This is a genomic window from Halomonas halmophila, assembly GCF_006540005.1.
In the GTDB taxonomy this organism is placed as follows: Bacteria; Pseudomonadota; Gammaproteobacteria; order Pseudomonadales; family Halomonadaceae; genus Halomonas; species Halomonas halmophila.
This window is the reverse complement of the sequence record NZ_BJOC01000008.1, coordinates 21603-37283: the sequence shown is the minus strand read 5'-3', so window position 1 is coordinate 37283 and position 15681 is coordinate 21603. Positions and strand designations below refer to the sequence as shown.

At 63.6% G+C, this 15681-nt stretch carries 15 protein-coding genes; 5 read left to right on the top strand and 10 right to left on the bottom strand.

Translation table 11 applies throughout. The features are described 5' to 3' along the window. Positions 1-158: 158 nt before the first annotated feature. Positions 159-2108, top strand: a complete 1950-nt coding sequence (locus HHA01_RS01905) for a transglycosylase SLT domain-containing protein (protein WP_141317416.1) — start codon at positions 159-161, stop codon at positions 2106-2108. Positions 2109-2282: 174 nt separating this feature from the next. Here the strand turns inward: HHA01_RS01905 and HHA01_RS01900 are convergent, their stop codons facing one another. Next, the gene (locus HHA01_RS01900; protein ID WP_141317415.1) at positions 2283-2927 is read right to left on the bottom strand and encodes a LysE family translocator; all 645 of its coding nucleotides are present in this window, start codon (positions 2925-2927) and stop codon (positions 2283-2285) included. 15 nt (positions 2928-2942) lie between these two features. Then, positions 2943-3368, bottom strand: a complete 426-nt coding sequence (locus tag HHA01_RS01895; RefSeq protein ID WP_170214816.1) for an NINE protein — start codon at positions 3366-3368, stop codon at positions 2943-2945. A gap of 298 nt (positions 3369-3666) precedes the next feature. Between HHA01_RS01895 and HHA01_RS01890 the strand changes: the two genes are divergently transcribed. Next, a complete protein-coding gene (locus tag HHA01_RS01890) occupies positions 3667-3873 on the top strand; it encodes a cold-shock protein (protein ID WP_141317413.1) in 207 nt (68 codons plus the stop codon). Positions 3874-4014: 141 nt separating this feature from the next. Here the strand turns inward: HHA01_RS01890 and HHA01_RS01885 are convergent, their stop codons facing one another. From HHA01_RS01885 to yegS, 3 genes are all read right to left on the bottom strand, one after another. Next, positions 4015-4761 (bottom strand): prolipoprotein diacylglyceryl transferase, encoded by a 747-nt coding sequence (locus HHA01_RS01885; protein WP_141317412.1) that lies wholly within the window; start codon positions 4759-4761, stop codon positions 4015-4017. A gap of 78 nt (positions 4762-4839) precedes the next feature. Then, positions 4840-5268, bottom strand: coding sequence for a VOC family protein (locus tag HHA01_RS01880; protein ID WP_141317411.1), 429 nt, complete (start codon positions 5266-5268; stop codon positions 4840-4842). Positions 5269-5319: 51 nt separating this feature from the next. Next, positions 5320-6246 carry a lipid kinase YegS gene (yegS, locus tag HHA01_RS01875; RefSeq protein WP_246053778.1) on the bottom strand — a complete coding sequence of 309 codons (927 nt, stop codon included), beginning with the start codon at positions 6244-6246 and terminating at the stop codon, positions 5320-5322. A 136-nt stretch (positions 6247-6382) separates the two neighbouring features. Here yegS and HHA01_RS01870 point away from each other — a divergent pair, with 136 nt between their 5' ends. Both HHA01_RS01870 and HHA01_RS01865 read left to right on the top strand, forming a co-directional pair. Beyond that, a complete protein-coding gene (locus HHA01_RS01870; protein ID WP_174787703.1) occupies positions 6383-7981 on the top strand; it encodes a cation:proton antiporter domain-containing protein in 1599 nt (532 codons plus the stop codon). A gap of 89 nt (positions 7982-8070) precedes the next feature. Then, complete coding sequence (locus HHA01_RS01865; RefSeq protein ID WP_141317409.1) at positions 8071-8358, top strand: hypothetical protein; 288 nt, start codon at positions 8071-8073, stop codon at positions 8356-8358. A gap of 73 nt (positions 8359-8431) precedes the next feature. Here HHA01_RS01865 and pepN read toward each other — a convergent pair whose 3' ends face one another. The 3 genes from pepN to HHA01_RS01850 all read right to left on the bottom strand — a co-directional run bounded on the left by pepN (position 8432) and on the right by HHA01_RS01850 (position 12142). After that, complete coding sequence (gene pepN / locus HHA01_RS01860) at positions 8432-11062, bottom strand: aminopeptidase N (protein ID WP_141317408.1); 2631 nt, start codon at positions 11060-11062, stop codon at positions 8432-8434. 117 nt (positions 11063-11179) lie between these two features. After that, positions 11180-11557 (bottom strand): YbaN family protein, encoded by a 378-nt coding sequence (locus HHA01_RS01855; protein ID WP_141317407.1) that lies wholly within the window; start codon positions 11555-11557, stop codon positions 11180-11182. A 93-nt stretch (positions 11558-11650) separates the two neighbouring features. Continuing rightward, positions 11651-12142, bottom strand: a complete 492-nt coding sequence (locus HHA01_RS01850) for a GNAT family N-acetyltransferase (RefSeq protein ID WP_141317406.1) — start codon at positions 12140-12142, stop codon at positions 11651-11653. A gap of 178 nt (positions 12143-12320) precedes the next feature. Here HHA01_RS01850 and cobO point away from each other — a divergent pair, with 178 nt between their 5' ends. Continuing rightward, complete coding sequence (gene cobO, locus HHA01_RS01845; RefSeq protein WP_141317405.1) at positions 12321-12920, top strand: cob(I)yrinic acid a,c-diamide adenosyltransferase; 600 nt, start codon at positions 12321-12323, stop codon at positions 12918-12920. Positions 12921-12928: 8 nt separating this feature from the next. Here cobO and HHA01_RS01840 read toward each other — a convergent pair whose 3' ends face one another. Then, positions 12929-13651: a 3'-5' exonuclease gene (locus HHA01_RS01840; protein WP_141317404.1), complete on the bottom strand. Its 723-nt coding sequence runs from the start codon at positions 13649-13651 to the stop codon at positions 12929-12931. Beyond that, the gene (locus HHA01_RS01835) at positions 13652-15559 is read right to left on the bottom strand and encodes a DUF294 nucleotidyltransferase-like domain-containing protein (RefSeq protein WP_141317403.1); all 1908 of its coding nucleotides are present in this window, start codon (positions 15557-15559) and stop codon (positions 13652-13654) included. Positions 15560-15681: the final 122 nt, after the last annotated feature.

Sequence of the window (15681 nt, the reverse complement as noted above, 5' to 3'; positions counted from 1 at the left end):
AGGATTGCCTATCCAGGCTCCCCGCCAAACGCTAGGATACCCTCGATGGCATGAACGCGTCTTGTCGACCACATTGTCGAGCCCGTACCTTGTTGGCAAGATCACTGGCGTGACTCACCCATGATCGGCCAGGACCGACGACACAGCGAGAACCTCTGATGCTTCGCTCTTCCCCCCTTGTTTCCTGGAAGCCCTTGCTCACGGCCGCCCTGCTGTGGCTGCCGATCACCGTCCAGGCCAATGACCAGGCGATGCATGACGCCCTGGAGGCGGCACGCGAACAGCGTTGGCAGGCCATCGACCAGGCAGCCGTCCACCAGCATGTGCTGGCCGGCTATGTCGAGTACCACCGGCTCAAGGGCAGCCTGCCACAGGCCGCACCAGAGCGTGTGCTGCAATACATCGACGCCCATCGAGATTCGCCGCTGGCTGACTGGATGCGCGGTCAGGCCATTTCGGCCTATGGCGAGGCAGGCCGTTACGATCGACTGCGGGCAGTCGTCAAGGGTGTGCCCGACAGCACCGAGCGCCAGTGCCATTACTACGCTGCCCTGCTGAAGGTTCGACCGGAAGAAGCGGCCGCCGGTGGTCGGGATCTCTGGCACACCGGACGCTCTCAGCCGGAAGCCTGCAACCCGCTCTTCAACACCCTGCGGGCCCGCGGCGCGATTGGCCCGCTGGAGATCTGGGAACGCATGATGCTGGCCTGGCAAAACGGCGAGAGCGGCATGGTGAGCTACCTCGGCCGGCAGCTCGGTCCGGCCTGGAGCAAGGGCCAGGCCATCATGGAGCGACTGCAATCCGACTACTCCGCCATTACCCGCGTGCCCACCTGCATCGGCCCGGACTGCCGCGGCAGCGGCGCCCTCTACGCCGCCGCCATGCACGGTTTCACCCGGGCCGATACAGAAGCCGCACTGGAAGCCTGGCGCAAAATCTCGCCGCATCTATCCATCGCCACACAACACCGCCGCGCCATCGAGCACGACCTGGTGTTCTACTCGTTGGTACGCGATATCCGGCAGAACCGTGGCTGGGTCGATGACATCATGCCGCGCCTGGCCGATGCCGAACTGCTTGAACTGCGCACTCGCGTGGCACTCGGCGACCGCGACTGGCAGGGCGTCATCGGCTGGATCGAACGCATGGAGGCCAAGCAGCGTGACAAGGAACGCTGGCAGTACTGGCTGGGCCGCGCCCACGCCCAGCTGGGTCATGGCAGTGCCTCACAGGCCGCCTATCAGCACGCCGCCGCCGAGCGCGGCTTCTATGGCTTCGCGGCTGCCGACCGCCTCGGCCAACCCTATGCGCTTGACATGGCCTCCACTCAGGTCGATCCGAAGCTACGTCAGCAGGTCGGTAACTGGCCAGTGGTGCGTCGTACCGAAGCCCTGCTGCGCATCGATGAGCCGGGACTTGCCGCCAGCGAGTGGTACGCCGCTGCCGCCCGGGTCAGCGAGCGCAAAGCCCGGGCCATGGCCGACTATGCCCAGCGCCAAGGCTGGTACGCACGTCTGGTGCAGACCACCATTGCCGCCGAACTCTGGGACGCCCTGCCCTGGCGTTTCCCGGAGGCCTATCGCGACCAGTTCATGCACTGGGGACAACAGACCGGCGTCGATCCCTACCTGCTGATGGCCATTGCCCGTCGCGAGAGCGCCTACAATGCCGACGCCCTGTCATCCGCCGGCGCCCGGGGTCTGATGCAGCTCATGCCGGGTACCGCCGCCAGCGTCAGTCGCCAACTGGGACTGGCCGACCCCGGACCCTATGGTGTGCTCGATCCGGCGACCAACATCCGCCTGGGCAGTACCTACATCGGCGACATGATCCAGCGCTACAGCGGCAACCGCCTGGCTGCCGCGGCGGCCTACAACGCCGGCCCTCACCGGGTGGACCGCTGGTTGCGCGAGAACCCATCCCGGGAATTCGATCTCTTCGTCGAGAGCATTCCCTTCTACGAAACGCGTGCCTATGTGCAGGCAGTGATGACCTATCGGGTGATCTTCGAAAGCCTGGCCAAGGGAGGAAACACCAGCGGCGTGGCCCTGCTGACCCCACGGGAACGCCAGGGACGCTACGACGGCACCCTGCAGGCGAGGAACTGACCCCGGAGTTGCCGTCTCCGGCGACACCAGAAGCCTGACGTCATAAACTTGAAGAGGGAAGAACGCGGCTATCGCCGCTTGAAGAAGGAAGAAAGCTCCCTCCCGAAGTGTACGGACTGGCGGCTTTCCCTTCCCTCTTACCTCTTCCCTCTGCCTTAATTCATTGCGACAGGCTCAGCCTGGCGCCCGTGTCACCGCCAGCTTGATCCCGAAGAAGATCAACACCCCGCCGGTGATGCCGTTCAGCCAGCGCGAGAAGGCGGGGGTGGCCAGCCAGCGTCCGGCGCTGCCGACCATGAAGACCACGCCGATCTGCCACAGGTTGGCGATCGCGAAATGCACGCCGGCAAGCCACAGCGACTTGAGCAGCGCCGGATCCCCCGGCGCGATGAACTGCGGTAGAAAGGCCATGTAGAAGACCACGGTCTTGGGATTGAGCACATTGGACAGCAACCCTTCCCGCAACGAGCGCCAGATCGGCACGCTCTGGCGCGATTCCGCGACACTCGCCACCGGCAGGCCCTGACCGCGTCGCGCTGCCAGCAGGCTGCTCAGGCCCAGCCAGATCAGGTAAGCGGCACCGGCCAGTTTCAGCACCCCGAAGGCCCATGCCGACTGCAGCAGGATCAGGGATATGCCCAGGGCCGAAATGGCGGCATGCACAAATAGCCCGCAGCAGATGGCCAGGCTGGTCAGGATGCCATCCCGCGGCCCGCCCCGAGCGGTATTACGAATCACCAGCAGGGTGTCGACCCCCGGGGTAATGCTCAACAGGGTGATGGCGACCACAAACGGCCAGAACTGCGTATCGATCAGCATGACCCCCTCCACGCCTCAGTGGCTGAATACACCACGCTCGGTATGTCGCATGGAAATCTGGTCATTCAGGGTCCAGAAGTCATACAGCACGCCGAGCAGGAACAAGCCGCCCGTGCACAGATACAGCAGGCCGGTCAGCCACTTGCCTTGATAAAAGCGGTGCACGCCGAAGACCCCCAAAAAGGTCAGAAGCAACCAGGCCAGCGTGTAGTTGAGCGGCCCGGCCTGGAAACGCAGGTCGGCCTGACGGTCCATGGCAGGAATAAGCAACAGGTCGACCAACCAGCCGATCAGGAACAGGCCGAAGGTGAAGAACCAGATGGTGCCGCTGACCGGCTTGCCGAAGTAGAAACGGTGGGCACCCAGGAAGCCAAAGACCCACAGCAGGTAACCGGCCAGTTTGCTGTGCGTGCCTTGCGCGGCAATTTGCGTGTGTTGCATGGACATGTCTCGACAAAGGGTTGTGAAGGCTCCTGCGTCACTGGACGACCCGGAGCTTTCCATCTACAGTGATTCTTGTTGGTGACAACAGTTTCCTCGCGGGTCGCGGTTGACGCAACCCTGGCGCTGATGCACCATCAATCGCGTTGGACAGCAAGTAGAAAAGTCGTCAGTTGTACGTCGATCCCTTCGATACACCGAGTGCGCACTTCTTTCTTGTCTTGCCCACGCACTTGGGCATAGTGCGATCTCTTCGTCACGCCCAGCAACATCATTTAGCTAGTTAAGGAAATCGACAATGGCAACTGGCACTGTCAAGTGGTTCAACGACACCAAGGGCTATGGCTTCATCTCTCCGGAAGACGGTGGCGATGACCTCTTTGTTCACTTCTCCGAGATTCAGGCTGAAGGCTTCAAGTCCCTGCAGGACGGCCAGAAGGTCTCCTTCGAGGTCACTCAGGGCAAAAAGGGCCTTCAGGCCTCCAACGTCCGGGCGGAAGACTGAGTCCACAGCGGCTGTCTCCCCCGGGGCGTCGTTGCTGACGACGCCATGCGAAGGCCCACCGCAAGGTGGGCCTTTTTGATGTCTGGTCGTTCACCCCGACGCCGACCGACAAGCAGCATGCTGACGCCTGTCGACCACCACTCAGGGTGTGGAACCCTCCCCGGTCGCGGCTGATCCAGGCTCGGTGGTGGTCGTCGACTCGCGGACTTCAACTTCATCGGGCACTGCCTGTTCAGCCTGCTCGAACTGCTGATCGATCTTTTGACTGGCTTCCTGAAAGCGTTTCTCGGTTTGCTCGAGAATCGCCTGCACTTCCGGGTCGGAGCTGGATTCGCCAAGCGTCGCCGGTTCCTCCGGCAGCTCACTCGATGATTCCAGAGCCTCATCCAGGTCGACCCCCATGTCGCTTTCCGAGATACTGGTAGCCTCCGGGGCCTGCTGTTCGGCTTCCTTGAATTGCTCGTCGATCTCCTGTTTGGCTTCCTGGAAACGCCGCTCGGTCTCCTCGATGATAGCCTCCACATCAGCCTCGCTGGCTTCGCCGGGCAGTGATTCCGACTCGCCCAGCCCCGCGCTGCTGCCACTCTCCTGCGAAGCTTCGAGGGTCGACAGCTCTTCATTGGTCATGGCGGACTCGTCAGCCAACGCACTCGGCTCGGGTTCTTCGCTCCCGGACGCCGCGGCTGCCGTTGTCCTCTCGCTGCCCGAGGCAGCCGGCTCGCCCTCCGCTTCTTCATCGGCCGGGCTCGCCGCTTCTTCCTCGGTTGCCCCTGCTGCTGTCTGCTCCGACGAGCTCTGTTCATTGACCGGGGTGTCCGGCTCCTCGCCACATCCGGTTACCAGCAACGACAGTGCCAACGCCAACGGCACCCAGAATTTCATGGACATCTTCGGCCTCCCGACAAACGAAGCGATATTGCAACAGACCCCCTGGCGTACCGCAAGCACTCGCGGCTGGGGTGACCCTCAGGTCGCAAACAACTGCCCCTGAATGTCACGAAAGGCCTTGAACTCGATGGCATTGCCGCTCGGATCACGGAAGAACATGGTGGCCTGCTCGCCGGGCTCGCCCTGAAAGCGCACATGGGGCTCGATATCGAAACTCACGCCGGCAGCGTTCAGGCGGTCGACCAGCCGCTCCCAGTCGGCCATTTCCAGAACGACACCAAAATGCGGCACCGGGACGCCATGGCCGTCCACTGGATTATGGTGACTGGCCACGCCACCTTCACCTAGCGCCGGATTGAGATGCACGACAAATTGGTGGCCATAGAGGTTGAAATCCACCCAGGTGTCACTGGAGCGACCTTCCGTGCACCCCAGCAGTTCACCGTAGAAAGCGCGCGCCTCGGCCAGATCGCGGACCTGCACGGCAAGATGGAAAGGCGTCAACATGATGCAATCTCCTCGGTTCGGCAGCGCCCGGGCTGCATGCCAGGGGCCGGTTCAGGATGGTCCGCGCCCCTCTCGGCCGTCGCTAAACAAGGGACAGCCCGCCGGCGCGACGAGTTCCAGCGCCGAGGGTTCGACCTCGGCGCTGAAGCGTCGGCGCTGCATGGGCTCGCCATCCAGGGTCAAGGGCAGCGGCTGGCGTCCTTCGTAGCTGAGCCAGCGCGTGCGAAAGGCTTCGACGAACGCGCCCTGCACAGGGCGTGTCTGCAACTCGCGGCGCATACTGACCATGTCCTGCAGGGAGGCGACGTCGCGGACCACCAGGATATCCAGCAGGCCATCATCGAGACAGGCCTCGGGCGTCAACGGCTGGCCCCCGCCGGACTGGATGCCATTGCCCATGGCCAGCACGAACAGATCGGCCCGACGCCTACCCTCCGCCCAGCGGATCTCGCCCGGATAGCGGCGGTGCTGCCAGGCCTTGAGCGCGCCGATCAGCGAATAGGCCCCGCCACCCATCAAGCGCTTGAGGCTCTTCGGCGTGGACGATGTGACCTCGGCGCCAAAACCGCCGGTGGTCATGTTCAGAAAATAGCGCTCATCGAGCCTGACCACATCGACGCGGCGCGCCGCGCCAGTCAAGGCCACGGCCAGTGCCTTGCCGGGGGGCATGGGCATGCCCAGCGAAGCGGCGAGATCATTGGCACTGCCCAGGGGCAGGATGCCCAGCTCCGGACGCTGGTGGCGCACCAGCCGCATCAACCCATTGACCACTTCGTTGACGGTGCCATCACCGCCGCCGGCGATCACCCGGGTCATGCCGTCGCGGCCGGCCTGCTCGGCCAGGCGTGCCGCGTCCCCGGCTTCCCAGGTCACGTGCACTTCCAGCCGGGCGCCCGAGCGACGACTGGCGAAGACGGCCTGACGCAACGCCGGCAATTGCGCAACCTGGCCGTTAAGAATCAACCTGGTGGAGCCCACCCAACCTCCTCGCGTCATGACAGCTGTGCCGCATGCGTTGAATGCCAGGGCGACACGCTAGGATGATGAATGCCATTCAGTTTATGACTTCCTTATAATACGTAGCCTTGCATCCTGTTGTCGCAGCGGAGCCGTCATGATCGATCCAGCCTTCATCATCGCCGCCTTCCTCGGTGGCCTGGTCGCTCAGATTCTGCGCCTGCCACCGCTGGTCGGCTTTCTGGCGGGCGGGTTCGCCCTCAATGTCCTCGGCTTCGAGGCCTCGGCCATGCTCGATGTCGTGGCCGGTATCGGGGTCACCCTGCTGTTGTTCACCATCGGGCTCAAACTGGATATCCGCACCCTGCTGCGACCAGATGTCTGGGGCGGCGCCACCCTGCACATGCTGGCCTCGACATTGGCGCTGATGGGCATCTTCATGGGCCTCAAGCTGGCAGGCTTGTCGATGTTGAGCGATGTCCCGTCATCGACGCTGTGGTTGCTGGCCTTCGCCCTGTCGTTCTCGAGTACCGTACTGGTAGTCAAGGTACTCGAGAAGCGCAGCGAATCACAGACCGCCTATGGTCGGCTGGCCATCGGCGTGCTGATCATGCAGGACATCTTCGCCGTGGTCTTCCTGACGGCCTCCAGCGGAACCCTGCCGAGCCCCTGGGCCCTGGGCCTGCTGCTGCTGATTCCCGCGGCACCGACGCTGCGCCTCCTGCTCGACCGCATGGGCCATGGCGAGATGCAGATGCTGTGCGGCATCCTGCTGGCCTTGGTGCTGGGCTATGCGCTGTTCGAGGCGGTCGGCGTCAAGGGCAATCTCGGCGCCTTGATCATCGGCCTGCTGCTGTCGCCCCACCCCGCGGCGCAGACGCTGGCCCGCTCGATGTTCAACCTCAAGGAGCTGCTGCTGGTCGGCTTTTTCCTCAGCCTGGGCCTGACCGCCCTGCCCGACCTGGAACAGGTCGTCTTGGCCATTCTGCTGGTCATGCTGCTGCCGCTTAAGGGGCTGCTCTTCCAGCTGGTCTTCATGTGCTTTCGCATGCGCCATCGTACCTCGCTGCTGGCATCTCTGAGCCTGACCAACTACTCCGAATTCGGCCTGATCGTCGGCGCCATCGCCGCCAGCACCGGCCTGCTGCCCACCGACTGGCTGGTCACGCTATCGCTGGCCGTGGCCCTGAGCTTTGCCGCCTCGTCACTCCTCAATGCCTTCAGCGAGCGCCTCTATCGGCGCCTCGAGCGCCTGCTGCCCAGCATCGACAGCGCGGCCCTGTCGCCGAGTGACCGGCCCATCGATGTCGGCGATGCCGAAGCCGTGGTGCTGGGCATGGGCCGCATCGGGCGCAGCGCCTACCGCCGCCTGCAGAAGGAGTACGGCCTGAATGTGCTGGGCATTGACAGCAATCCCAAGAGCGTCAAGCGCCTGGAGGAGCGCGGCTTCAACATCCTGGAGGGTGACGCCGTGGATTCGGACTTCTGGGACAAGCTGCTGATGTCGCCGCAGGCACGCATGGTGGTCCTGGCCATGCCTCACCATGCCGGCAACCTGGCGGCGCTCAAGCAACTGCGACTGCGGCATTTCCCGGGGCGTATCACGGCCGTGGTCGAATACCCCGAGGAAATCGGCCCGATTCGCGAACTGGGAGCCAATGCGGTCTTCCACGTCTATGACGAGGCAGGACGCGCCCTGGCCGACAGCGCCGCCGAGGAGGCCGGCATCTACGCCAAGATCCAGCAGCTCGGCTAGGCACTCGGGAACGGGTCGGGGCGCCTTGCCCCGCATGACGAGAGCCGCGATACTGGCGCCTCGTTTCAAGTCTGCGATGGATCTCTGCCATGGAAGACCTGTTTGCCTTTATCGGCAACACCCTGGGCGAAGGCATTCGCCTGATCGTCGAATTACTGGGCGGCCTCTTCCGCCATGCCGATGACGCCGTGGATGGCCTGTTCAGCGGTCTGTCCGAGTCACTCGGCATCTCGGCGTCCTGGATCAGCCTGCTCATCCTGGTGCTCGGCCTGTGGATGCTGTGGCGCGGCTTCAGCGCCCTGCTGCGACGCGCCTTCATCGCCACCCTGCTGTGGTGGTTGCTGGCCTTGTTGGTACTGGGCTGGCTGATCAACTAGTGAGATACGCCGGCCCCACACACCAGCGCCGCCTCGCGGGCGGCGCTGGTGTCCTGGCGCTACTCCGCAGGGATCAGGCGAGCGCCTTCTCGATCACCTCATAGACATTGGGTGACAGGTCTTCGGCCTGGATGCGCTCCAGTTCCGCCTTCATCAGATCCTGCCGCGTCTCGTCGAACCGCCGCCAGCGTGTCAGCGGAGTGAGCAGCCGGGCGGCAATTTCCGGGTTCAGGCGGTTGAGCTCGATGACCGCATTGGCCAGCAGCTTGTAACCCTCACCATCCAGGCGGTGGAAGTTGACGCGATTCTGGGCGAAGGCGCCGATCAGGGCGCGCACCTTATTGGGATTGGTCAGAGAGAAGGCCTCGTGCTCCATGAGGAAGCGCGCACGCTCCAGGGCGTCGTCCTGGGGCCGCGAGACCTGGATGCTGAACCATTGATCCATGACCAGCGGATCATGCGCCCACTTCTGGCCGAAGGTCTTCAACGCCGGATCGGCCAGGTCGTCACGGCTGCTGTGGGTCAGCAGCGTCAGGGCGTGGCGCACATCGGTCATGTTGTGCTCGGCCTCGAACTGACGCTGGGCCAGTGAGACCGCTGTTTCGTCCTCGATGCTCATCAGGTAGGACAGGGCCACATTCTTCAGGCTGCGTGCGGCAATCTGCTCCGGTTCCGGCGCATAGGGCGCGGCATCGACATTGGTCTGGTAGACCGCCAGGAAATCATCGCGCAGCGTCCCGGCCAGGGACTGCTTGACGAACTGACGCGCCGCATGGATGGCGTCGACATCGACCACCGGCTGCTGTTCGGCGATGTACGCCTCCGACGGCAGTGTCAGCATTTCCGCGAGTATCGCCTTGTCATCGGTGTCGGTACGCAGCAGGGTGCGGAAGGCCTCGGTGACACGGGTATCCATGACCTTCTCGACACCATTGCGATGGGCGGCGATCAGATCATCCAGCGCCAGCAGTGCCAGACGCTGGCCGGCATCCCAGCGGTTGAAACCATCACTGTCGTTGGCCAGCAGAAAGGCAAGGTCCTCGCGGGAATAGGGGAAGTTCAGCTTGACCGGCGCCGAGAAGCCCCGCGCCAGCGAGGGCACCGGTGCTTCGGCGAGGTCGGTGAAGACGAATTCCTGCTCTTCCTCGCGCAGGTGGATCACGCCGTCGCGTCCGATGGATTCACCGTCCAGTGTCAGCGCCAGATCGCGGCCGCTCTTGGTGCCCACCAGCCCCATGCGCAGGGGGATGTGCAGGGCCTGCTTGTCGGCCTGCCCGGGCGTGGCCGGCGTGCGCTGCCGCAGCACCAGGCGGTACTCGGCGCGGGCGTAGTCATACTCGCCGTGGGCATCGATTTCCGGTGTACCGGCCTGGGAGTACCACAGCATGAACTGGTTCAGGTCCTTCCCGGAGGCCTCCGCCATGCAGGCCACGAAGTCCTCGATGGTGACCGCCTGGCCGTCGAAGCGCGCGAAATACAGGTCCGAACCACGCCGGAAGGCCTCCCAGCCGACCAGATTGCGCAGCATGCGGACGATTTCAGCGCCCTTCTCGTAGATGGTCAGGGTGTAGAAGTTGCCGATCTCGATGTAGTGGTCGGGACGCACCGGGTGGGCCGTCGGCCCGGCGTCCTCGGCGAACTGGGCGGTGCGGAAGAAGGACACGTCCTGGATACGCTTGACCGGTGCCGAGTTCACGTCGGCGGAGAAGGTCTGGTCACGAAAGACGGTGAAGCCTTCCTTGAGGGACAACTGGAACCAGTCGCGGCAGGTCACCCGGTTACCCGACCAGTTGTGGAAGTACTCGTGGGCGACGATGCCTTCGACACGCTGAAAGGCCGCATCGGTGGCCGTGTCCGGATGGGTCAGCACCGCCGCCGAATTGAAGATGTTGAGCCCCTTGTTCTCCATGGCGCCCATGTTGAAGTCATTGACCGCGACGATCATGAACAGGTCGAGATCATACTCGCGACCATAGGTTTCCTCGTCCCAGCGCATGGCACGCTTGAGCGAGGCCATGGCGTGATCGGTCTTGCCGAGGTTTTCCTCTTCCACCCAGATCTGCAGGGTGACGTCACGCCCGCTCATGGTGGTGAAGCGATCCTCGACCTTCTTCAGGTCACCGGCGACCAGGGCAAACAGATAACAGGGCTTGGGGTGAGGGTCCTCCCAGGTCACGAAATGACGCCCGTTCGGCAGCTCGCCGCGCTCCACCGGGTTGCCGTTGGAGAGCAGCACCGGCTCCCGCTCGGCCTGTCCGATCACGGTGGTCGAGAAGGTCGCCATGACATCGGGACGATCGGGATAGAAGGTGATGCGGCGAAACCCTTCGGCCTCGCACTGGGTGCAGAACATGCCGCCGGACTGATAGAGCCCTTCCAGTGCCGTGTTGGCCTCGGGGGCGATGGTCACTTCGGTGTCGAGTTGAAAGTGCGACGGCACTCCCTCGATGCGCAGACCCTGCTCGGTCAGCTGGTACTCGTCAGCCCCAAGCGACTGGCCGTCGATGGCGACCGACTCGAGCGTCAACTGCTCGCCATCGAGCTCCAGCGCGGCGCCCGCTTCCCGCTCGGGGTGGCGCTCGAGATGCAGGCGCGCCTTGACCCGCGTCGCGGCCGGGTCGAGGTCGAAGGTCAGCTCGGTGTGGCGTACGCGATAGGCAGGTGGCAGATAGTCGCTTAGGTGAATCGCTTGGGGCTGGGACATCGAGGTATGGCTCCTGTCAAAAGTTGCCGACCATTGTACGGCTCAGCATGCCACAACCTCAAAGCAGGATCCGGGCCGTCACGGCCGGGGTGGCGTCACCTCCTGCAGGCTCGGCCATCAGGACGTGGCGGCGGGTTCCGGGCGGGTCAGGATCCAGGCACCCAGCAGCGCCAGCCCGAGAATCAACACCAGCTTCAGCCACAACAGGCTGACCGTGAAGGCCAGCACGATCATCGAGACCAGCAGCATGATGCCGGCTGTCCACTTGGCATGCCGAGGAATGGCACGTTCGGCTTCCCAGGCCGAGACCGTGGGGCCGAAGCGAGGGTGCTGGCGGATCCAGGCGGCAAAACGGGGTGAACTGCGCGAGGCGAACCACACCGCCAGCAGCATGAAGCAGGTCGTCGGCATGATCGGCAGGAAGGCACCGATCACGCCGAGCATAAAACACAACCCCGCCAGGACCATGAAGGCGACACGGCGTGCGTGTGACATGTGGCGCTTGCTCCCTGTGGCGGTATTGGAATCTTGATGACCATTGAAGCGCATCGGCGCCGCATCTGCCAATCGGCATCCTCAATCACGCCTTCAGGAAGCGGCTATGCGAGGCTGTATATCAGGACCGGGTGCCGCCAGCGCCCGGGACATCCGCCAGGCGGAGCAACCGTCTTCATAATACGCGGTGAGCCAGGCCTCGGGCAGGAAGCCGGCCTGCCGGTAGAGAGCCAGGGCCGCCGGATTGTCGACCCGTACTTCCAGCACCATTCGTTCACAGCCGCTGGCGATGGCCTCGCGCATCAACCAGCGCAGCATGTCACGACCGAGACCGCGCCCTCGCTGTCGGGGATGTACACAGAAGGAATAGAGCCTGGCCTGCCGACTGTTGCGTCGCATCAAGAGGGTGCCATAGCCCGCCAGGCCGGTTGCACTCCCGTCCGCTACCACGGTCAGGGCATTGGCACCATGCAGGAGATGATAGAGCTGACGGCGACTGAAGCGGTCCTTGCTCAAGGCGACCTGCTCCAGGTGACACAGGGCGGCGAGGTCGTGAGCCGCCGCCGGGCGCAGCGTGAGGGTCATGCGACTAGACTCGTGGCCGGTTCCTGACGGATTGTGGCGCGCCTGGATGACGCTGTCAGCCACCCCAACCTGAAGGGTTCTCATGACACTCTAGCGTAAACATGAAGACATCGACGCCCATCAGCGGGTCGCGTAAGCTGCCGAGTCACCTTCATACCGTCAGTTTCGGACCTTTCGCATGACAGATCGTGACAACCGCCACCGCCAGGCCATGCAGCGCCTCAAGACGCATGTCGACCAGCGCATCGCCAGTGCCAGCGAGCAGCGCGGCCAACTCCTCGTCTTCACCGGCAACGGCAAGGGCAAGACCACCGCCGCCTGGGGCACCGTCACCCGTGCCCTGGGCTACGGCTTTGGCGTCGGCGTGGTGCAGTTCATCAAGGGCAAATGGGAGTGCGGCGAGCGCCAGCGCCTGGTCGAGGATCCCCGGCTGGACGTGGCCATCATGAGCACGGGATTCACCTGGGAAACACAGAACCGCGAAGCCGATACGCAAGCCTGCCAGGAAGTGTGGCAGGCCGCACAGCGCATGCTGGCCGACTCGAACGTCTATCTGGTGGTGCTGGACGAAATCACCTACATGCTCAAGTTCGGCTACCTGGCCATCGAGGACGTCATGCATGCCCTGGCCGAGCGCCCGGCCGAACAGACGGTGATCGTCACCGGGCGTAACGCCCATCGTCAGCTGCTCGATGCCGCCGACACCATCAGCGAGATGCAGGAAGTTCGCCACGCCTTCAATGCAGGCCTGGAGGCCAGGCGCGGCATCGATTATTGAGCGCTTCCCTAGGTCCAGAGCTGACCGATGGGCATCTCCGGCTCATAGTGATGGGCCACCTGCGCCTGCAGCAGCTCGGCAGTGGCCAGCGCATCGGTCAGCGCATGATGCCCCTGGTAGGCCGGCAGGCCATAGCGAGCGCGGCTGTCGAAGAGACGAATCGACGCCGGCGGCCGCCCCACCCAGCGCTTGAAGCGCGCCAGCCAGGTCTGGCGCTGGAAGCGCGCCTCGACGGCCATGGTATCGATCATCGGGAACATCAGGCCCTCGCCGAGACGTGCCTTTACCGAATCATCGAGAAAGAGCCGCTCGATGTGCCGGTAATGCACGACCACCAGGCGGCCTTGCAGTGCTTCCAGCAGGTCCTCGAGGACATCGCCGAGTTCCGGCGCCTGCTCGATATCGGTATGGGTGATGTGGTGAAAGGTCACCGACTCGGCATGCAGGGTGCGTTGGGGCCGGACCACCCAGTAACGACGTTCGCTCAGCTGGATGCGTCCCAGACTGAAGGGCACGATACCGATGCTGACGATAGCATGGTTGCGCGCATCGAGCCCCGTGGTTTCCATGTCCAGCGCCACCATCGGCACATCCCGGATCGGCGTATCCGGTGACGGCGTGCCGGCCTCGAAGAAACGGGCCAGCCGCGCGTCCTGCGCATGCTCGGCCCGCTGCGCCAGATAGGCCGTCCAATCGGGTATCTGGGGACGACGTGGTACGAGCATGGTCATTCAGCGCGACCTCGATGAAGGCAACGGATAGCGGAACTTGAGGAACTTCTGGGCATGGCTCAGGGCCTGGAAGGCTTCCTTCAGGTTGTGGCGCTCCTGGCTCGAGACGTTCTCCGGCTCGATGTTGTTGTCCGGCGTCTGCTCGTGCTCCAGGTCGATCACCTGATGGCGAATGCGCGACATGGACATCAGTTCCAGCGCATAGCGCAGGCGGTCGCTGACGCCCGGGGCCAGCAATGAGGTCTTGTCGATGTCATCGAGGCGCTCGAAGCTATTCTGGGCACGCGAGCCGCAGGCCAGCGCATGCACCCGGATGAGATCCGTCAAGGGAGCCGTGCCGCGCCGCTTGAGGTTGATCGAGTTGTTGTGCTTGCCGTCCTTCTCCATCACGAAGGTGCGGAAGAAGCCCAGCGGCGGCGTACGATTCAGGGCGTTGCGCGCCATGGCCGCCAGGAACAGCGAACTCCTCGACGCCTTGTCGGCCACCAGATCCTGAAGCTCCTCGACCATGGCGTTTTCACCGTGAACGGTATCCAAGTCGAAGAAGATCGAACTGTGCAGCAGGTGCTCGGGGTTCGGGTCGTCGATCCAGTCGCTGAAATAGCGCTTCCAGGTCGCCAGCGGCTGCCGCCACTGGGGATTCGTGGCCATGATGTCGCCCTTGCAGTAGGTATAGCCACAGGCGTCCAGGCCATCGCTGACAATCTTGGCCATCTCGAGGAAGTAGGCATCGTGCTGTTCGGGATCGAAGTCGTCGGACAGGACCAGCGCATTGTCCTGGTCGGTGACGATCGATTGCTCGTTGCGCGCCATGGAGCCCATGGCCATGAAACAATAGGGCACCGGCGGTGGCCCGAGGGTGTCTTCCGCAAGTTCCAGCAGCCGGCGCGTGAAGCTGCGGCCGATGGTCGACAGGGCACTGCCGACCATGCGCGAATCCGCGCCCTCCTCCACCATGCGCACGAAGGCGCCACTGATGTCCGGGGCCAGGCGCGCCAGCCCTTCCATGTTGGGCTGATGGAAGATATTGCTGACCAGGTACAGGCTGCTCTGGGTTTCGTAGCGAATGATATCCGACAGGTGCACGATGCCCACCGGCCGGCGACGATGCATGACCGGCAGGTGATGAATGTTGTTGCGCAGCATGCACAGCATGGCCTCGTGCACAGATTCATCGGACTGCACGGCGATCACCCTGTTGGCGACCACGTCACCCACCGGCGTTTCCGGCGGCCGACCTTCCGCCACCACCTTGGTGCGAAAATCACTGTCGGTGAGAATGCCGCGTACCTGCCAGGCTCGGTCCTCGCTGTCGCGAAACGTATAACGAGGGTTGTCCACGGGCTCGTCCAGCACCAGCACGGCGGACGCCTGGAAATCCCCGATCTGGCGGGCGGCTTCCTGTACCGTGGTAGATGCCTCGACCATGACCGGGTAACGCGTCACCAGCTTGCGGATACGCGTGACGATCATGTCGTTGTTCTTCTTGTGCTGCTCTACCGCACTTTCCAGGCGCGGTCGCTGCAACTCGACGAAGTCGGCGAACACATCATCGGTTTCGCAGAGCCGATGAAACATCTCCTCGGGGATGAAATACAGCAGGGTGTCTTCCATCGCTGTGGCGGGATAGCGCGTGCGGCGGTGACGCAGCAGGCTCAACTGGCCGAAGATGTCACCCTCGCCGAGACGATTGTGCAAGTCTCCGCTACGTCGGAAGACTTCCACCGCCCCGCTGCGCACATAGCAGAGATGGTGCAGCTCCTGGTCGAGTGCCAGGATTTCCTCGCCGGCCTTGTAGTAGGCCACATCGATACTGCCGACCACTTCATCGAGCAGGTCGTCGGACAGCGCCTCGAAGGGCGGGAAGCGCCCCATGTGCTGGCGAATTTCCAGCAGTTCTACTTCCATGTCGGCGGCTCCGAAAGCAACGAATACGCCAAGTTTGAAAGGATCGCCGGAGACTGTAAAGCGGCGTTCTTCAACCCGCAAAAAAATAAGCCACCCGAAGGTGGCCTATGCGCTGGTACCGC